We start from the raw sequence: 17,912 nt of genomic DNA, 5'->3' as shown, positions 1-17,912 counted from the left end.
TTTTGTGCAGTTCCGGCTCACCATATCCGGCGGTTTCGAGCGCGGCAACGAGCATTTGCAGAACGGTCGATTGGGCCAGACCGGCGGTGCGAAAACCCGGCTATTTCAGCGCGGTAACCAGGTCGGCGTCGGGAAAGCAGGTAGCGGAACGGCCGTTGCTGGCCTGCCATTTGCCGATCGAGCGGCGCGTCTTGAAGCCGGGCAGGCCGTCGGCGCTGCCGACATCATAGCCCTTGGCTTCCAGCGCCCGCTGCAGGGCGGCGATGTCGGAGCGGTAGAGCCCGCCGACCGCGCCCCAATTGCCCGAGAAATTACTGTCGCCATGGGCGATGCGATCGGCGCCATGGCCGATAAACAAGGCATAGAGATCGCTGGTGTTATACTGCTTCAGCACGTAGAAATTGGGCGTAACTATGAAGGCCGGGCCGCTGCGGCCGGCCGGCATCAAAAGAAAGCCCTCGGCTTTCAGTTCGCTCGCCGGGAACGGTTTACCCGACACACGCCTGATACCCATATCAGCCCATTGCGAAATCTTCTTGCCCTGGTCGGGACCTTCGAGCGAGCACGAGACGCTGTCCGGTATCGTCACCTCGAAGCCCCAGCCGCGGCCCCTGACCCAGCCATAATGCACGAGATAATTGGCGATCGACGCCAGTATGTCGGGCCTCGAATTCCAGATGTCGGTGCGGCCGTCGCCATCAAAATCGACGGCATGCTTCAGAAACGACGTCGGCATGAACTGCGGCTGACCGAGCGCACCGGCCCAGGACGATTTTATCGCGCCGACCGGGGCAAGCCCGCGCTCGACGATCTCGAGCGCCGCCAGCAGCTCGGTGCGGAAGAATTCTTTCTTCGTCGACATGAACGCCTTGGTGCCCAGCACCTCGAAGGCGTCGTAGGGCAGCTTTGCCGCACCGAAGCCGCTCTCGCGGCCCCAGATCGCCAGCAGCACTTCGCCGGGCACGCCATAGCGCTTCTCGATAGCGGCAAGGGTCCTAGCGTTGGCCGCCTCGCGGGTGCGGCCGCCGGCGGTGACCGCGCGAACTATCTTTTCGGCGAAATAGGCGCCCGGCGAACCGAACTCGGCCTGATGCTGCTTCCGCGGCGTCGTCGCCTTCTCGCCCGGCAGCACCAGGTCGGGCAGCTTGAGGTTCGGCTTGACGCCGTCGAAGGCGGCATCGAAGGTTTTCCTGGAGATGCCTTTGGCCTTGGCTTCGGGCCAGAGGTCGTTGCCAAGCCAGGCGCGGAACTGATCGTCGATTTTTGCCGCGGAGACGGGGGTGGCGAGGAGGAAGGCGGCAAGTGCGGCGAGAAGAAACGCGACGGCTATTTTGTGAAAGCAGCGATCCGTCCCACCCCCCTCTGTCCTGCCGGACATCTCCCCCGCAAGGGGGGAGATTGGCTGTCGCCTCTGCTTCCGCCAATTTTCGACGTTGAAAGATTGGCGGCGAGATTGACGCTGCCGATCTCCCCCCTTGCGGGGGAGATGTCCGGCAGGACAGAGGGGGGTGTGACAGAGTGCCCGCCTTAAAAAATGCGCAGCAGCCATCATCCGCACTCTCCCCGCCACTCGCCTCAAAACGCCGTCCGCGAGCGCAGTGCGGCGGCCAGCGTGCCTTCGTCGAGATAATCGAGCTCGCCGCCGACCGGAACGCCATGCGCCAGCCGCGTCACCTTGATGTCGAAGCCGGAAAGCTGGTCGGTGAGGTAGTGCGCGGTGGTTTGGCCCTCGACCGTGGCGTTGACGGCGAGGATCACTTCCTTGACTTCGCCGCCGGCGACGCGATCGACCAGCGAACGGATGTTGAGCTCATCAGGACCAATGCCGTCGAGCGGCGACAGCGTACCGCCGAGCACATGGTAGCGCACGTTCATGGCGGTCGCCCGCTCCAGCGCCCAAAGGTCGGCCACGTCCTCGACGACGATGAGCGTGGTGGGGTCGCGGCGCGGGTCGGTGCAGATCATGCAGGGATCGGAGGTGTCGACATTGCCGCAGGTCGAGCAGATGCGCACCTTGTCGACCGCCTCGCCCATGGCGGCGGCGAGCGGCGCCAGCAGCTGCTCCTTCTTCTTGATGAGGTGGAGCGCGGCGCGCCGTGCCGAACGCGGGCCGAGCCCCGGCACCTTGGCCAGCAGCTGGATCAGGCGTTCGATCTCGGGACCGGCGATTCGCTTCGACATCGCACCGGTTTAGGATTTTTCAACGGGTTTTGGAACACCACTGAGGCGCGTGCTGTCCAGCGGGCAGAGAGGCAATCGCCAGGTTTGCGCCGCCCCTCATTGCCCTGCCGGGCATTTCTCCCCGTATAGCGGCGGGGAGAAAGGGCTGACCGCAACCTCGGTCCCTTTTTTTGCGACGCCGGAAATTGGCGAAATCCTTGGCCACAGCGTCCTTCTCCCGTCACTATACGGGGAGAAGATGGCGGCAGCCAGATGAGCGGCGGCGCCGACGTTGACCGTCTCAGTTTTCTTCCAGCGGCCGGGTCTGGCCGGCGATCATCGCGCCGATGGCGTCGGTGTTCTCGGGCGTCGCCTCGAACGACATTGTCGGCTCTGCCGGCGCTGCCTCGAAGGAGGTGACAGGCCGTGCGCTCGCGGTCCCACCGAAACGGGCCGCATCGGGCTCCTGCATTGGTTCTTGCAGCGCCACCAGCACCGGCTTCTCCTGGGTGGGCTTCTCTGGGGCAGCCCTCTCCGGGGTCGCCATCCCGGCAGTCACCCTTGTCTGCTTTGCCGGCTGCGATGCGGCGGCGGTCACATAGGTCGCCTTGGCGAATGTCGGCTTGGCGTCGCGCGCCGGCTCGGCCGAGGCGACAAGTATGGCCTGAGCGGCAGGCGCTTGCGGCTTGGCCTGGGCCACGGCGACCACCGGTTCGTCCGGCAGCGGCTGCCAGTTGCGGCCGCGCTTTTCATAGAAGGCATTGCCGCCGGCGACCATGGTGTAGTGCATGTTCTTGTAGGGGAAGCGCAGGCCGGCGGTGTGGAAGTACATCGTGTTCTTCAGCTTGGCTTTGCGCTCGCCCTTGAGCACCGCCGCGGCGGCTTCCTCGACATCGGGCATCGCCTTCGAATTCATCGGCCGCGTCATGACGCCCGGCGCGAATTGGCCGCGCTCGCCAACGACCTGGCAGATGGTGTTGCCATGCTTGCCGGACCGCAGCCGGTTCATCACCACCGTGCCGACCGCAATCATGCCGTCACGGCTCGACCGGTTGGACTCGAAGAACATTGCCCGCTCCAGGCACTCCTTTTCCTTCGGCGTGGAATTGTAGGAACGCGAGCTCAGGAAACCCGGCGTAATGGCATCGGTCAGGCTGGACATGCCGTGCGAGGCGGTCTGACTGCAAGCGGCCAAAAACAGCGGCGAGATAACGACGCCGAGCCGCAACGGCGTCTTCCATCGGGTAGAGATCAACAGGCGTCCCCTCATTCTGCTGCCAGCCCGCCCCTGGTTGCGGCAAGAATGAGACACTTTCAGGCAAAAAGATGGCTAAAGCGTTATTAAGTGTGGGGAGTTGCCTAATAGACACAGCCGGCGGAAGAGCAAGCACTGGCTGCTGCACTCTTCGGCCACTGTAACGGCATACCGATTGACTAAAAGCGCGTCGCGTTCGACCGGCCTCAGGCGACGCGCTTTACGTTCTTGTTTCGATGCATGTCGTTACCGCAAAACCGCTGCACACTTTTGCGCGACATGCATTAGCCTTAGAAGGGCAGTTTCATTCCCGGCGGGATCGGCAGTCCCGCGGTCAGCGCCTTGGTCTTTTCCTGCATGGTTTGCTCGACCTTGGTCCTGGCGTCGTTGTGGGCAGCGAGAAGCAGATCCTCGAGAATCTCGACCTCGTCCTCCTTGAACAGCGACGGGTCGATCTTCAGCGACTTCATCTCGAATTTGCCGGTCAGCGTCACGCTGACCAGGCCGCCGCCGGCCTGTCCGGTGGCTTCCAGCGTGGCGATCTCATCCTGCATGGCCTGGAACTTGGCCTGCATTTCCTTTGCCTTGCCCATCAGGCCGAGAAGATCTTTCATCGCACGGTCCTTTGCAGTTGGTGCCGGTTGTTTCAGGTTTCGTCGTCGTCTGCCGGCGGCTCGACCGGCACTTCGCCCTCGGCCGCATCGGCCTCCGGCGCGTCGGGAATGCGCACGTCGATGATCTTGGCGCCGGGAAAGCGCGCCAGGATGGCGGCGACCGTCGGATCGCTCTTGGCATCGAGGAAGGCATTTTCGCGCTTTGTCGATTCCATCTCGGCCAAGGTCTGGCCGCCCTCTTCCTTCGACAGCGACACCAGCCAGTTGCGGCCGGTCCAGGCGCGCAATTTGGCGGTCAAATCGTTGAGCAGCATCTTCGGCGCATCGTCGGTCAGGCTGACGTCGATACGGCCGGGCTCGATGCGCACCAGGCGCACGCAACGCTTGACCAGCACCTTGAAGGCCATGTCGCGCTGGGCGTCGGCAAGGGCAACAATGTCGGCCAGCGATTTCACCGCCACCGGCGGCGCCTCGACCACCGGCTCCGGCGGAGCAACGAAATTGGTCGGCACCGGCTCGGGCTCGACCAGGCGCATCGACTGCGCGCCGCCATTGGCCGTCGGCATCCGCGTCTGCGCCACGGCACCGGCACCACCGCTTGCAGGCCCATGGCTTGCGGGGCCGGGGCTTGCGGGGCCGGGGCTTGCCGGCGCGCCATTCGCGCGCGGCGCGGAGCCGGGCAGCGAAACGCCGCTCTCCAGCGATCTCAGCGCCTCGTCCAGCGTCGGCAGGTCGGCGGCATGCGCCAACCGGATCAGCACCATCTCGGCGGCGCTGACTGGACGGTTGGAAGTCTGCACCTCGGGAATGCCTTTCAAAAGCATCTGCCATGTCCGCGACAGCACCTTGACCGACAGCGTCCTGGCGAAATCGGCGCCGCGCCGGCGCTCGTCCTCGGACAGCGAGGCGTCGTCGACAGCAGCCGGCACGAAGCGCAGACGGGTGACCAGATGGTTGAACTCGGCAAGGTCGGTCAGCACCGCGGCAGGATCGGCGCCGGTATCGTACTGGGCACGGAATTCGGCAAGCGCGGCGGCGACGTCGCCCTTCATGACATGTTCGAACAGGTCGACGATGCGGGCACGGTCGGCCAGGCCCAGCATGGCGCGGACCGCTTCGGCGCTGACCGCGCCGCCGCCATGGGCGATCGCCTGGTCGAGGATGGACTGCGCGTCACGCATCGAGCCTTCGGCCGCGCGGGCGATCATCGCCAGTGCATCGTCTTCGACTTCGATGCCCTCCAGACCCGCTATCCTGGCAAGGTCGGCCTTGATCATTGCCGCATCGATGCGCCTGAGGTCGAAACGCTGGCAGCGCGACAGGACGGTGATCGGCACCTTGCGGATTTCGGTGGTGGCGAAGATGAACTTGACGTGCGGCGGCGGCTCTTCCAGCGTCTTCAGCAGGCCGTTGAAGGCCTGGTTGGAAAGCATGTGCACTTCGTCGATGATGTAGACCTTGTAGCGCGCCGATACCGGGGCGTAGCGCACGCGTTCGATGATGTCCCTGATGTCGTCGATGCCGGTATGCGAGGCGGCGTCCATCTCGATGACGTCGACATGGCGGCCTTCCATGATCGCCTGGCAATGCTCGCCGAGCACGGCAAGGTCGACTGAAGGCTGGTCGACGGTCGATGTTTTATAGTTCAGGGCCCGCGCCAGTATGCGCGCGGTCGTCGTCTTGCCGACGCCGCGCACGCCGGTCAGCATCCACGCCTGGGCGATGCGGCCGGTGGCAAAGGCATTGGTCAAGGTGCGGACCATCGGCTCCTGGCCGATCAGTTCGGAGAAATTCGACGGTCGGTATTTGCGCGCCAGCACGCGATAGGCGGCAGGCTTGTCCGATTTCCCGGCGTCGTTTCCGGCTTCGCTCATTCGCCCGTTAAGCTCCAAGGGCTGCCACTGGAGGCGGCCGATTCCTGCGCATAGTTTCGCCCGCACGGCTTGGCGCCGTCAATGTCGGGGCAAAAGGCGAAGAGGCGGGAGGCTGGAACAATGACCCGTTCCGGGCTCGTTAGGGCTGCTTCCTTCCGGACCTGACCCGGTTGGCGAGTGGACCGTCCACCACCAACCTCCCGGCCTCCATATCGGCAATCCGGCGATGAAATGCAAGTGCGGATGATAGGACGTGAGCGACGGCGAAAGCTGAAAGCAAAAACCCGCCTCGGCGGGCGGGTCGTTGGCGCGAATAGTCACCATAGCGAGATTAGTAGCATAGCTGCCGGCACAAAGCAAGAACAAAATGTGGCTGCGGTCAAAATTGTCGACCTCGGCGGGGCAGCGCCAACCTGATGCAATGCCTTGGTCCTCGGTTCTTCGCGCACAATCAGCGCCACGACGGCCAATGTTGCTTGCTGCCCCTTGCGGCCCCCCGGTAGCCGCTCTAGCGTCGATAAAGTTCAAAAAACGTCAAAATGCGAGGGAAACGCCGATGCTGCCGGGCCTCAAGGCCGGATTCACGCTTGACGCTCAGCTGGAAGCCGACAGCGAACAGCTGATGTGGCTCGGCCTGTGCGAATTGCGCGTCATGAACGACCGCCGCTGGCCGTGGCTGCTGCTGGTGCCGCAGCGACCGGGCATCGAGGAAATCCACGACATGACGCCGCTCGACCAGGCGATGCTGACCTTCGAGACCAACATGGTGGCGCTGGCGCTGAAGCGGGTGACCGGCTGCACCAAGATCAACACCGGCGCGCTCGGCAACATCGTGCGGCAGTTGCACGTGCATGTTATCGCGCGCTCGGAAGGCGATCCCGGCTGGCCCGGCCCGGTGTGGGGGCACGGCCTGCGCGAGCCCTACCAGCGCTCCGACATTCGCAAGTTTGCGGAAAAGATCAAGGCAGCGCTATAAGCCTCTCCCGTGTCCATCTTGAACCTTCCCGAGTCCGCATGAGCTTTAGCCTGTTTGACGCGCCCTTGCGCGAGCCGAGCCAGTTCGTCGGCTTCGCCGGCAACATCATCGACCGGCAATCCGAAAACCGCGCCGACGATTCCGTCGAAAAGGCGCTCGCCGATCCGACGACTCGGCTTTTGCTGATGCATGGCGGCCGGCTCTATCTGAAGCTTGCGCAAGACGCATTCGATCCCTGGTTCGGCGTGGCCGAAAGCCGGCCGCTCGAGGCATCGCCCGAAAACGGCGTCCTGCTCGGCTTTTCCGAAAGCGGCCCGGTGCTGGCGGTGCCGGCCGGGATCGAGCCCGAGCAGCTTCCCGAGACGATCAAGGCGATCGACTATCGCTCGGTCTATATGCAGGGGCTGATCGACGAAGCGGCGGCCGGCGCGCTGGCACAAGGGGCGGCGCTGCTCGCCTGGCATGCCAGCCATCGCTTCTGCAGCAAATGCGGCACCGAAGCCGAGATGCGGGCCGGCGGTTACAAGCGGCATTGCCCGGCCTGCGGCACCGAGCACTTTCCGCGCACCGACCCGGTGGCGATCATGCTGACGGCGACGCGCGAAAAATGCCTGCTCGGCCGCGGCCGGCATTTCGGGCCCGGCATGTATTCGGCGCTCGCCGGTTTCATCGAGCCGGGCGAGACGATCGAGGCGGCGGTGCGCCGCGAAACGCTGGAGGAAGCCGGCATCCGGCTCGGCCGCGTCGTCTACCACGCCAGCCAGCCCTGGCCGTTTCCCTATTCGCTGATGATCGGCTGCTTCGGCGAACCGCTCAACGACGATATCCAGGCCGACCTTAACGAGCTGGAAGATTGCCGCTGGTTCTTTCGCGACGAGGTGCTCTCGATGCTGGCCCGCGAGCATCCGGGCGGCCTGGTGACGCCGCCAAAGGGGGCGATCGCCTATAACCTGATCCGCGCCTGGGCCGACAGCGCGTAGCGCAGGGACATCACAGGAGCAGAAAATGATCCGTCACACCGTCGTGTTCACGCTGAAGCATCCGCCGCACTCGCTCGAGGAAAAAAGGTTCCTCGCCGATGCCAAGAGAATCCTCGCGGCGATAAAGGGCGTCACGCATTTCGAGCAGTTGCGGCAGGTCAGCCCCAAGAACGAGTACCGCTTCGGCTTCTCGATGGAGTTCGCCGATCAGCGGGCTTACTCCGGCTACAACGATCATCCCGACCACGTCGCCTTCGTCCGCGACCGCTGGATCCCCGAGGTCGAGGCGTTTATGGAGATCGACTACGTGCCGCTCGGCTGGGGCTGAGACGGGGAAGCGGCGCTCCAAAAAATCAATACCCCGCGTCGCGGTCCACCACATTTTCCAGCGCTTCGCCGCGCTCGAAGGCGTCCATCTGGCGCAGCATGATCGGCGCCAGGTGGACCGGATCGGAAGTTGCCGCCGCATGCGGCGTCACGAACACTTTAGGATGGTTCCATAGCGGGCTGGTCTTCGGCAGCGGCTCGACCTCGAACACGTCGAGGCTGGCTTCCTTCAGCGTGCCGTCGTCCAGCGCGCGCAAAATGTCGGCGTCCTTCTGCAGCCTGCCGCGCCCGGCATTGATCAGCACCGAGCCGCCGAGACCGTTGCGCTTGCGTAGCTCCTTCAGCACGCCGTGGTTGACGATGCCGTGCGTCTGCGGCGTCAGCGGCAGAAGCACCACCAGGATGTCGGTAGCGTTGAGGAACGGGATCAGGCCGGCCTCGCCCGCATAAGTCGAGACACCTTGCATCGGCCGATCGCTGCGCGACCAGCCATTGACCGGAAAGCCGAGCGACAACAGCACCGACGCCGCCGCGCGGCCGAGCGTGCCGAGCCCCATAATGCCGACCGAGATGTCGCTGGCCGGCCGCTGCTGCGGTTCGTGCCAGATCTTCTTCTGCTGCTGGGCGCGGTAGAGCATGCCCTGGCGATGGTGGTCGAGCACCCGCCAGACGACGTACTCGGTCATGTACTGGGTCAGGTTGTCGGCCACCACCTTGACGACCGGTACGTCGGGCAAGGTGGGATCGGCGAAGATGTGGTCGACGCCGGCGCCGATCGAGAAGATGGCGCGCAGATTGGGCAGCGACGACAAGAGGTTCGGCCGCTGTTTCCACACCACCGCATAGGTGATCGACGGATCGGCGGCGCCATTCGGCTCGAGCACCACTTCGCGCTCCGCCGACAGCAGTTCGCGCCAACGCAGCGGATGAATACCGGTGAGGGCAAGCAGGATGCGGCCTTTTTCCATTGCGGATTGTTTTTCCTTTTTACCAACAGCGTTCGCGTCCCGACGTGCAAGGGCGCGGCAGCGTTTTGATTTTGTGCATGATCTCTGGCGAAAATCTACTCGCTAACGATGCCGACCGGCGCCGTTTCGATCTTGAAGGCGGCCGAGATCAACGCCTTTGTATAGTCGGTCCGCGGGTTGCCAAAAATCTGATCGGAAGGTCCGGCTTCGACGATCCTGCCATTGCGCATGACGATGACTTCATTGGCGAGCGCGCGGATGACCCTCAGATCGTGGCTGATGAAGAGATAGGCGAGGTCGTGCTTGGCCTGCAGGCTGCGCAAGAGGTCGACGACCTGCGCCTGCACGCTCATGTCGAGCGCCGAGGTCGGCTCGTCCAGCATGACGAAGCGCGGGTTGAGCACCATGGCGCGCGCGATGGCGACGCGCTGGCGCTGGCCGCCGGAGAATTCGTGCGGATAGCGGTTGCGCGTCGCCGGATCGAGGCCGACTTCCTGCAGCACGTCGACGACACGCTCGTCGCGCGCATCGGGCGACAGTTTCGGCTCGTGGATCTTCAACCCTTCCTCGATGATCTCGGCGACCGACATGCGCGGGCTGAGCGAGCCGAACGGATCCTGGAAGACGATCTGCAGTTCGCGCCGCAGCGGCCGCATTTCGTTGAAGGATAGCTGATCGATGCCGCGTCCGTTGAACTGGATATTCCCGGTCGACGAGATCATCCTGGCCAGCGCCAGGCCGAGCGTCGTCTTGCCTGAGCCGGATTCGCCGACGACGCCAAGCGTCTGACCGGCCCGCACGGTGACGTCGATGCCGTCGACCGCCTTCACATTGTCGACGGTGCGCCGGAAGAAGCCCTTCTTGATCGGAAACCAGACCTTGACGTCGTTGCCGACCATCACTGGCTTGGCGGCCTGGTTGGCCGCCGGCGGCTTGCCCTTCGGCTCGGCGGCAAGCAGATGCCGGGTGTAGGCGTGCTGCGGATTGGCGAATATCTCCTTGGTCGGGCCGGTCTCGACGATCTTGCCCTTGGTCATCACGCAGACCCGGTCGGCGATCTTCCTGACGATGCCGAGATCGTGGGTGATGAACAGCATCGACATGTTCTTGCGGCTTTTCAGGCCGGCGAGCAATTCGAGGATCTGCGCCTGGACGGTGACGTCGAGCGCCGTCGTCGGCTCGTCGGCGATCAACAGTTCAGGCTCGTTGGCCAGCGCCATGGCGATCATGACGCGCTGGCGCTGGCCGCCGGAAAGCTGGTGCGGATAGGCGTCGAGCCGCTTCTCCGGTTCGCGGATGCCGACCTCGTGCAGAAGTTCCAGCGTGCGCGCCTTGGCGGTGCGATCCCCCAGGCCCTGGTGCAATTTCAGCACCTCGACGATCTGCTGCTCGATCGTGTGCAGCGGGTTGAGCGAAGTCATCGGCTCCTGGAAGATCATGGTGATCTTGTTGCCGCGCACACGGCGCAAGTCTCTCTCGTCCGTGGCCAGCAGGTCGGCGCCGAGGAACAGGATCTTTCCCGAGGGGTGGCTGGCGGTCGGATAGGGCAGCAGCTTCAGCACCGACAGCGCGGTGACCGACTTGCCGGAGCCGGATTCGCCGACCAGCGCCACCGTCTCGCCCTTGGCGAGGTCGAAGGAAATATGGTCGACGGCGATCGACTGGTTGCCGCCTTGCGTGAAGGCGACGCTGAGGTCTTGTATGGAAAGGAGAGGGGCGGTCATGGCTCAACTTCCGCGACAACCCTGTCCAAGGCGGAAATTTCCTGTCGCATGATCGAAATTTTGACTGCCATTTGAGGGGGGACGAGACGATTTGGTGCGATAGAATAGGTCTCTTTCAATCTCGTGTCCGCGGTCTGCTTTCTGCCGTCGTTCAGTGAAATGAGCTGAAGCATTTTTTTGCAAGCGCATCGTTGTTTTCAAAGGCATAGATGAAAATGTTGGTGTCGACATAAAGCCGGACTGCAGCCATCAATCCTCCCACTCATCGCGGAGGGCACGAACACGCGCGACAGCCTCGTCGAGGCTTGTTCCCGGCGCGTTGGCCTGAGCATTCCGCATGAGTTCAAGCAATTGTTCGCGGCCAAGAGGCCTGTTGGCCTCCTCTTCCACTGTCACTTTGACCGAGGCGCTCGGAGCTGTGCCCCTTCGCAGTTCATCCGGGAGCTTCGATGCCGGGTAGTGTTCAAGGATGACCTTATTCATAACCCTTTCCTTCCCCGACGTGCGGCTTGACGGACTGAACCGACGCCAACACCGTCATGGGTCCGGGTTCGCTCGATATCGGCCGGAATATAACATGCCGAATGCCAGCCCGCATCGCTCTCATCTGAACGTCTTGCGCGGATCGAAAGCGTCGCGGGTGGCCTCGCCGACGAAGACCAGCAGCGACAGCATCAGCGAGATGACGACGAAGCCGGAAATGCCGAGCCATGGCGCGTTGAGATTGCGCTGTGCCTGCTTCAACAACTCGCCGAGCGAGGCGGAGCCGGGCGGCAGGCCGAACCCGAGATAGTCGAGCGAAGTCAGCGTCGAAATCGAGCCGCTGAGCAGGAAGGGCAGGAAGGTCAGCGTCGCCACCATGGCGTTGGGCAGCAGATGCCGGAACATGATGGTGATGTTGGACACGCCGAGCGCGCGCGCCGCATTGACATATTCGAAATTGCGGGCGCGCAGGAACTCGGCCCTTACTACGCCGACCAGTGCCACCCAGGAAAACAGCAGCATCAATCCGAGCAGGATGAAGAAGCCGGGCGGCAGGATGGCGGCGACGATCAAGAGCAGATACAGCACCGGGATGGCCGACCAGATCTCGATGAAGCGCTGGAACAGAAGGTCGGTCCAGCCGCCGAAATAGCCCTGCAAGGCGCCGGCCGCCACGCCGATCAGCGCCGAGCCGGCAGTCAGGACCAGGCCAAACAGCACCGAGACCCTGAATCCGTAGATGACGCGCGCCAGCACGTCGCGGGCCTGGTCGTCGGTGCCCAGCCAGTTCCAGTTGCCGACGTTGCAGTTGGGGTCCGCTTCGCCTTTCGGATACTGGTTGCAGCGCGTCTTCTTGTCGTAGAGCCAGGATGGCTTGGTCGGTGCTGCTTCGGGAATGGCATTGTTGACGGTCTGATAGGAGTAGCGCACCGGCGGCCAGATCATCCAGCCATTGGCGTTGATCTCGTCCTGGATGACCGGGTCGCGGTAGTCGGTGACCGCATAGAAGCCGCCGAACTTCTCCTCGGGATAGGCGACCAGGACCGGAAACAGGATCTCGCCCTTGTAGGAGGCGATGATCGGCCTGTCGTTGGCGATCAGTTCGGAAACCAGCGACAGCATGAACAGGAACAGGAATATCCACAACGACCAGTAGCCGCGCCGGTTGGACTTGAAGTTCTGCAGGCGGCGCCGGTTGAGCGGCGACAGAAAGGGCCGCGCGATCCGTGCCGGCGCCGCTTCGGCTATGGCCTGCGCCATCAGACGTCTCTCCGCTCGAAGTCGATGCGCGGATCGACCCAGGTATAGATCAGATCGGACAGCAGCCCGACGAACAGGCCAAGCAGCGAGAAGATGTAGAGATTGGCGAAGACCACCGGATAGTCGCGCTGCACCACCGAATTGAAGCCGAGCAGGCCAAGGCCGTCGAGCGAAAAGATGTTCTCGATCAGCAGCGAGCCGGTGAAGAACGCCGAGATGAAGGCGCCGGGAAAACCGGCGATGACGATCAGCATGGCGTTGCGGAAGACGTGGCCGTAGAGCACCTGCCGCTCCGACAGGCCTTTGGCGCGGGCGGTGACCACATATTGCTTGCGGATTTCCTCGAGGAAGGAATTCTTGGTCAAAAGCGTCGTCGTGGCGAAGGCCGACAGCACCAGCGCGGTCAGCGGTAGGGTCATATGCCAGAAATAGTCGACGATCCTGGCCGGCCACGACAGCTGGTCCCAATTGTCGGAGGTGAGGCCGCGCAGCGGAAACCAGTCCCAGAACGAGCCGCCGGCAAACAGCACCATCAGCAATATGCCGAACAGGAACCCGGGGATGGCGTAGCCGACGATGACGACGCCGCTGGTCCAGACGTCGAAGGTGGAGCCGTCCTTGACCGCCTTGCGGATGCCGAGCGGGATCGAGATCAGGTAGGACAAAAGCGTGATCCACAGCCCGATCGAGATCGACACCGGCATCTTTTCCAGGATCAGGTCGAGCACCGATATGTCGCGAAAGTAGCTGTCGCCGAAATCGAAGCGGAGATAGTTCCACAGCATCATGCCAAAGCGCTCGAGCGGCGGTTTGTCGAAGCCGAACTGCTTCTCCAGCTTCTTGATGAATTCCGGGTCGAGCCCTTGCGCGCCGCGGTATTTCGAGCCGACGTCGCCGGCCACGTCGAAATTGGCGCCGCCGGCATCACCCCCGCCGCCGCCGAGGCGATCGCTGCCGCCCTGGTTGGTCAGCCTGGCGATGACCTGCTCGACCGGCCCGCCAGGCGCGAACTGGATGACGGCGAAGGACACCGCCATGATGCCGAACAGGGTCGGGATCATCAGCAGGATGCGGCGCAGTATATAGGCGCCCATCAGTTTTTACCCTCCTTAGGGAGGACCACTGTGGCTGGGGGTGCCCCCGAGGCAATCGCTTCAGGCCAATTGTCGACGCCGGCGCCGCCTCTCGTTGTCCTGCCGGACATTTCTCCCCGTATAGTGACGGGGAGAAAGGGGCTGGCCGTAGTCTCGGCGCTTTTGTTGCCATGTTTGTGGTTGGCGAAATCCTCGATGAAAGCCCCCCTCTCCCCGTCGCTATACGGGGAGAGGATGCCGGCAGGCAGGTGAGGGGCGGCGCCAACGCCCGCAAGAAATTCAGCCTTTGCCAATCTTTGCCGCCTTGTCCCTGTCGAACCACCACAGCGCTTCCATCGCGAAGCCGTAGTCGGGTTTCGTTTCGTCGAAACCGAACATGTCCCAGAAGGCCACGCGGTGATTCGCCGAATACCAACTAGGAATCCAGTCCATGCGCGCGCGCAAGACCCGATCCAGCGAACGCAGCACTGTCGTCAGTTCCCGACGGTTTTTGACGCGGTCTATCGCCTCGACAAGCATGTCGATCGCCGGGTCTGCCGTGCCGGACAGATTGCGCGATCCCTGCAGGTTGGCCGAGCGTGAATGGAAGATGCCGTCCATTCCCTCCCGTGTTGGCGTCGGCGAGAACAGCACCGCCATCGCTATCATGTCGAAATCGAAGCTCGCCTGCCTGGCTTGGTGCTGTGCCGACTCGACCAGGCGGATTGAGGCGTCGAAGCCGATGGCCTTCAAATTCTCTGCCCACGGCCCATAGATGCGCACCAAACCTTCGTCGTCAGCAAGGATTTCTAACCTGAAAGTTTCGCCGGCGGCATTCTGGAAAAATTGACCGGACCGTTTCCATCCCGCGTCAGCCATCAGCTTTTGCGATGCGCGCAGCAATTTCCGGTCACGGCCGCTGCCGTCGGATGGGGGCAGAGCATAGACTTCGCCGAAGACTTCAGGCGCAAGCTTGTCGCGAAGCGGTTCCAGCAGCGTCAGTTCGTCAGGAGACGGTACGCCGGTGGCTTTGAATTCCGATCGTTCGAAATTGGATTGCGAACGATCATAGAGGCCGTAGAACAGCGATTTGTTGGTCCATTCGAAATCGAAGCACAACGCAATGGCGCGGCGCACGCGCATGTCCCGAAACCGTTCGCGCCGCTGGTTCAAGGCTGTCGCGTACATTAACGGGCGCTTTTCGGAAGGAAACTCGCGTTTAACCACCTTGCCCGCGGTGAGCGCCGGAAAATCGTAGCCGGTAGCCCATACGCGCGACGTTGCCTCTTCGCGGAAATGGACTTCGCCCTTCTTGAAAGCCTCGAAAGCCGCCTGACGGTCGCCATAGAACTCTATGCGCAGCTTGTCGAAATGGAACTGTCCTTTATTGACCGGCAGGCCGCGGCCCCAATAGTCCACGACGCGCTCGAACTCGATTGTCTGTCCCGGACGCACCAACCCGACCTTGTAAGGGCCGGATCCGAGCGGCGCCTTCATGCGGGAGCTGTCAAACGGGGCGATCGCGAAATATGCCTTGGAGAGGATCGGGAACGTTGCGACATCCAGGATGGTGCGTTCCGATTGCTTGCCCGAAAAAGTCAATCTCAGCGTTCCAGTATCGGCGGCGACGGCTTGGGTCATCTCACGGAGCGGCAGCGAGAGATCGGGATGGCCCTGATCCTTGAAAAGGGTGAACGTATATGCGGCATCCTCTGCGGTCAGCGGCGAGCCGTCATGCCAGCGCGCCTGCGGGCGCAGGGCGAACTCGAACATGTTGCGGTCCGCCGAGATCGTCACGCTTTCAGCCAGCAGTCCATAGATGGAATCCGGCTCGTCCTGTGCGCCGGTCATGAGCGAATCGAAACACATTTCCATGCGCGGCGGGGCGTCACCCTTGGGCACGAAGCTGTTCAGCGTGTTGAAGGTGTAGGGATTCTGGTTGAACACCCATTGCGATGGGCCGAAATTGAAGATGCCGCCCTTGGGCGCGTCGACATTCACATAGTCGAAATGCGGGAAATCAGGAGGATATTTGAGATCGCCGAAGGCCGACAACCCGTGCAGTTTCACGCCGGTCGGGATCGCGGCGAAAGCCCGGCCCGGCAGCCATGAAGCTGCCGCGGCGGCACCACCCAGGGCGAGGAAGCCGCGACGAGGCAGCGCTGCCATCAATTGCCACTCTTGTATTTGGCCGCCAGCGCCTTTTCCTTGACCGGATCGACCCACCAGGAATCCGTGTCCACGCCTAAATAGGCAGGCTGCTTTTCAGGCATGCCGAACTTGTTCCAGTAGGCCAGCCAGACCACGGGCCTGTGCCATTGCGGCACGACATAGTAATTCCACAACAGCACCCGGTCGAGCGCATGGGTGGCAGCAACCAGATCGTCGCGGTCGGTGGCGTAGATAACGCGGTCGACCAGCGCGTCGACAATCGGATCCTTAATGCCCATCAGATTGCGTGAGCCAGGTGCGTCGGCGGCTTTTGAGCTCCAGAAGTCGCGTTGCTCGTTGCCGGGCGAATCCGACTGTGGGAAGATCCCCGTCACCATGTCGAAGTCGAAGCTACGGGTGCGGTTCACATATTGACTGGGGTCAACAATGCGAAGTGCGGCATCAATACCGATCTTTCGCAAATTATCGACGTAGGGATTTGCGATGACTTCGTCTGTCGGGTCCCGTCCCAGGATCTCCAGCTTGAATTGCTGGCCCGTTTGGGCATTGACCATTTTGCCGCCCTTGATGACCCAACCAGCCTTGGCGAACAGGTCGACCGCGGACTTCAGGTATTTACGCTCCGCCTGCGGCGTGTCGTAGACCGGCAGTTTGAATTCCTCGGTGAACACTTCAGGCGGCAGCTTGTCACGATATTGCTCGAGAATCTCCAGCTCCTTGCCTTTCGGCAGGCCGCTGGACGCCAGGTTGGTGCCCTGGAAATAGCTGCTCGTGCGGGTGTTAAGACCGAAGAACAGCGTACGATTCATGCTTTCGAAATCGAGCACGTCGGTCAACGCCTCGCGTATGCGTCGATCCTGAAACTGCGGACGTCGCAGATTAAGCGCGAAACCCTGCATCGGCTCGGGCGACTCGGTCTTGAACTCCCTCTTGATGACGTCGCCTTGCTTGATCGCGGGAAAGTTATACGCCGTCGACCAGCGTCTGGAGCTGTTTTCCGCGTTGATGTCCTCAAGCCCACCCTTGGTGAATGCCTGCCAAGCCGCATTCTCATCGAGGATGTAGGTGTACCGCTTCGTGTCGAAATTCTCTCGGCCGATCTTCACCGGCAACTTGGCGGCCCAATAGTCAGGCACGCGCTGCCATACAATTTCCGAACCTGGCTTGAAGCTGGCGATCTTGTAAGCGGCCGAACCCAGCGGCGGCTCCAGCGTCGGCCGGGTGACGTCGCGCTTCTTGCCGTTGGCGTCAGTGCCATCCCACCAGTGCTTGGGCAGTACGACGAGGTCGCCGAGAATCTTGGGCAGTTCGCGATTGCCCTTCTGGCTGAAATGGAACTCGACCTCACGATCGGAGATTGCGACCGCATCGGTAACGTTCTCGAAATAACGGCTGTATTGCGGGCTGTTGGCCTTTAGCACCTGGAACGACCAGATCACGTCGTCGACGGTGATCGGCTGGCCGTCATGCCACTTCGCCCGCGGATCGAGCCGGTAGGTCGCCGAGGAATAATCGGCCGGATATTTATAGGCTTCAGCGACCAGCGAATGGCTGGTGCTGCCTTCGTCGGTCGCCTGCTCCATTAGCGTGTCGTAGAGCAGACCGCCGCCAAAAGGGACGAAGCCAGCGGCGGCAGAACCCTGGACGATGTAGGGATTGAAGCTGTCAAACGTGCCGGGCGCCACCGAATTCAGCGTGCCGCCCTTGGGTGCATCCGGATTGATGTAATCGTAGTGCTGGAAGTTGTCGCCATATTTGGATTCGCCGATCAGCGACGAGGTCGTGCGCCATTCGTCCGCGAGGGCCGCCTGCAGGCCGCCGGCAAAAGCAGCCAGCATAAGCACCGATTTCAGAAGCGTCCGCGCTCGGCCAACCGTCATGCGTTCTCCTCTTCGCGATATAGCGCCGTCACGATAGCGTCTGGGCCCAATCTAGATCATTTGGCGCCGCTGAAAACCGCAACCGAGCGGCTTTGTCGTCGCATATGCATTTTTCCTAACGAAAAAGCCGGGCTGAACCCGGCTTTTTCAAGGATTATGTCATTAC

The 17,912-nt window shown here is 62.5% G+C and carries 15 protein-coding genes and 1 other RNA gene; 3 read left to right on the top strand and 13 right to left on the bottom strand.

Going from position 1 to position 17,912, the window contains the following annotated elements; all coding sequences use genetic code 11:
* Window positions 1–100: 100 nt before the first annotated feature.
* The 6 genes from NKJ09_RS20270 to ffs all read right to left on the bottom strand — a co-directional run bounded on the left by NKJ09_RS20270 (window position 101) and on the right by ffs (window position 6,104).
* The gene (locus tag NKJ09_RS20270) at window positions 101–1,378 is read right to left on the bottom strand and encodes a lytic murein transglycosylase (protein WP_352493755.1); all 1,278 of its coding nucleotides are present in this window, start codon (window positions 1,376–1,378) and stop codon (window positions 101–103) included.
* Between the two features lie 197 nt (window positions 1,379–1,575).
* Complete coding sequence (gene recR, locus NKJ09_RS20265) at window positions 1,576–2,181, bottom strand: recombination mediator RecR (RefSeq protein WP_352493754.1); 606 nt, start codon at window positions 2,179–2,181, stop codon at window positions 1,576–1,578.
* 280 nt (window positions 2,182–2,461) lie between these two features.
* The gene (locus NKJ09_RS20260; RefSeq protein WP_023719592.1) at window positions 2,462–3,415 is read right to left on the bottom strand and encodes a cell wall hydrolase; all 954 of its coding nucleotides are present in this window, start codon (window positions 3,413–3,415) and stop codon (window positions 2,462–2,464) included.
* A gap of 290 nt (window positions 3,416–3,705) precedes the next feature.
* Window positions 3,706–4,029 (bottom strand): YbaB/EbfC family nucleoid-associated protein, encoded by a 324-nt coding sequence (locus NKJ09_RS20255; protein ID WP_023719593.1) that lies wholly within the window; start codon window positions 4,027–4,029, stop codon window positions 3,706–3,708.
* 32 nt (window positions 4,030–4,061) lie between these two features.
* Complete coding sequence (locus NKJ09_RS20250) at window positions 4,062–5,903, bottom strand: DNA polymerase III subunit gamma/tau (protein WP_352493753.1); 1,842 nt, start codon at window positions 5,901–5,903, stop codon at window positions 4,062–4,064.
* 104 nt (window positions 5,904–6,007) lie between these two features.
* Window positions 6,008–6,104: signal recognition particle sRNA small type (ffs, locus tag NKJ09_RS20245), an RNA gene on the bottom strand.
* A gap of 355 nt (window positions 6,105–6,459) precedes the next feature.
* Between ffs and NKJ09_RS20240 the strand changes: the two genes are divergently transcribed.
* Genes NKJ09_RS20240 through NKJ09_RS20230 form a run of 3 tightly spaced genes read left to right on the top strand, consistent with a single transcriptional unit; the run spans window position 6,460 to window position 8,187 of the window.
* The gene (locus NKJ09_RS20240; RefSeq protein WP_023717834.1) at window positions 6,460–6,879 is read left to right on the top strand and encodes an HIT family protein; all 420 of its coding nucleotides are present in this window, start codon (window positions 6,460–6,462) and stop codon (window positions 6,877–6,879) included.
* A gap of 38 nt (window positions 6,880–6,917) precedes the next feature.
* On the top strand, window positions 6,918–7,859 hold the full coding sequence (gene nudC, locus NKJ09_RS20235; protein WP_352493752.1) for an NAD(+) diphosphatase: 942 nt from the start codon (window positions 6,918–6,920) through the stop codon (window positions 7,857–7,859).
* Window positions 7,860–7,884: 25 nt separating this feature from the next.
* Window positions 7,885–8,187, top strand: coding sequence for a Dabb family protein (locus tag NKJ09_RS20230; RefSeq protein ID WP_352493751.1), 303 nt, complete (start codon window positions 7,885–7,887; stop codon window positions 8,185–8,187).
* A gap of 25 nt (window positions 8,188–8,212) precedes the next feature.
* Here NKJ09_RS20230 and NKJ09_RS20225 read toward each other — a convergent pair whose 3' ends face one another.
* The 7 genes from NKJ09_RS20225 to NKJ09_RS20195 form a co-directional block, all read right to left on the bottom strand.
* Window positions 8,213–9,154 carry a 2-hydroxyacid dehydrogenase gene (locus tag NKJ09_RS20225; protein ID WP_352493750.1) on the bottom strand — a complete coding sequence of 314 codons (942 nt, stop codon included), beginning with the start codon at window positions 9,152–9,154 and terminating at the stop codon, window positions 8,213–8,215.
* Window positions 9,155–9,249: 95 nt separating this feature from the next.
* Window positions 9,250–10,878, bottom strand: coding sequence for an ABC transporter ATP-binding protein (locus NKJ09_RS20220; protein ID WP_352493749.1), 1,629 nt, complete (start codon window positions 10,876–10,878; stop codon window positions 9,250–9,252).
* A gap of 249 nt (window positions 10,879–11,127) precedes the next feature.
* Window positions 11,128–11,361 (bottom strand): hypothetical protein, encoded by a 234-nt coding sequence (locus NKJ09_RS20215; RefSeq protein WP_352493748.1) that lies wholly within the window; start codon window positions 11,359–11,361, stop codon window positions 11,128–11,130.
* Between the two features lie 120 nt (window positions 11,362–11,481).
* Entirely contained in the window at window positions 11,482–12,621 is a 1,140-nt protein-coding gene (locus NKJ09_RS20210) for an ABC transporter permease (protein ID WP_352493747.1), read from the bottom strand.
* Window positions 12,621–13,715, bottom strand: a complete 1,095-nt coding sequence (locus NKJ09_RS20205; RefSeq protein WP_352483261.1) for a microcin C ABC transporter permease YejB — start codon at window positions 13,713–13,715, stop codon at window positions 12,621–12,623. Before NKJ09_RS20205 ends, NKJ09_RS20210 begins: the two co-directional genes overlap by 1 nt.
* A gap of 279 nt (window positions 13,716–13,994) precedes the next feature.
* A complete protein-coding gene (locus NKJ09_RS20200) occupies window positions 13,995–15,863 on the bottom strand; it encodes an extracellular solute-binding protein (RefSeq protein WP_352493746.1) in 1,869 nt (622 codons plus the stop codon).
* Complete coding sequence (locus NKJ09_RS20195; protein WP_352483263.1) at window positions 15,863–17,746, bottom strand: extracellular solute-binding protein; 1,884 nt, start codon at window positions 17,744–17,746, stop codon at window positions 15,863–15,865. Before NKJ09_RS20195 ends, NKJ09_RS20200 begins: the two co-directional genes overlap by 1 nt.
* Between the last annotated feature and the right edge of the window lie 166 nt (window positions 17,747–17,912).

The sequence above is a fragment of the Mesorhizobium sp. M0189 genome (assembly GCF_040322135.1).
Taxonomy (GTDB): Bacteria; Pseudomonadota; Alphaproteobacteria; order Rhizobiales; family Rhizobiaceae; genus Mesorhizobium.
The sequence above is the reverse complement of the archived record's forward strand: the minus strand, read 5'-3'. Positions and strand labels throughout refer to the sequence as shown.

Excerpts from the sequence above, each read along its gene's own strand:
- NKJ09_RS20270 (WP_352493755.1), bottom strand. The coding sequence starts at position 1,378 with ATGTCCGGCAGGACAGAGGGGGGTGGGACGGATCGCTGCTTTCACAAA.
- recR (WP_352493754.1), bottom strand. The coding sequence starts at position 2,181 with ATGTCGAAGCGAATCGCCGGTCCCGAGATCGAACGCCTGATCCAGCTG.
- NKJ09_RS20255 (WP_023719593.1), bottom strand. The coding sequence starts at position 4,029 with ATGAAAGATCTTCTCGGCCTGATGGGCAAGGCAAAGGAAATGCAGGCC.
- NKJ09_RS20250 (WP_352493753.1), bottom strand. The coding sequence starts at position 5,903 with ATGAGCGAAGCCGGAAACGACGCCGGGAAATCGGACAAGCCTGCCGCC.
- NKJ09_RS20240 (WP_023717834.1), top strand. The coding sequence starts at position 6,460 with ATGCTGCCGGGCCTCAAGGCCGGATTCACGCTTGACGCTCAGCTGGAA.
- nudC (WP_352493752.1), top strand. The coding sequence starts at position 6,918 with ATGAGCTTTAGCCTGTTTGACGCGCCCTTGCGCGAGCCGAGCCAGTTC.
- NKJ09_RS20230 (WP_352493751.1), top strand. The coding sequence starts at position 7,885 with ATGATCCGTCACACCGTCGTGTTCACGCTGAAGCATCCGCCGCACTCG.
- NKJ09_RS20225 (WP_352493750.1), bottom strand. The coding sequence starts at position 9,154 with ATGGAAAAAGGCCGCATCCTGCTTGCCCTCACCGGTATTCATCCGCTG.
- NKJ09_RS20220 (WP_352493749.1), bottom strand. The coding sequence starts at position 10,878 with ATGACCGCCCCTCTCCTTTCCATACAAGACCTCAGCGTCGCCTTCACG.
- NKJ09_RS20215 (WP_352493748.1), bottom strand. The coding sequence starts at position 11,361 with ATGAATAAGGTCATCCTTGAACACTACCCGGCATCGAAGCTCCCGGAT.
- NKJ09_RS20210 (WP_352493747.1), bottom strand. The coding sequence starts at position 12,621 with ATGGCGCAGGCCATAGCCGAAGCGGCGCCGGCACGGATCGCGCGGCCC.
- NKJ09_RS20205 (WP_352483261.1), bottom strand. The coding sequence starts at position 13,715 with ATGGGCGCCTATATACTGCGCCGCATCCTGCTGATGATCCCGACCCTG.
- NKJ09_RS20200 (WP_352493746.1), bottom strand. The coding sequence starts at position 15,863 with ATGGCAGCGCTGCCTCGTCGCGGCTTCCTCGCCCTGGGTGGTGCCGCC.
- NKJ09_RS20195 (WP_352483263.1), bottom strand. The coding sequence starts at position 17,746 with ATGACGGTTGGCCGAGCGCGGACGCTTCTGAAATCGGTGCTTATGCTG.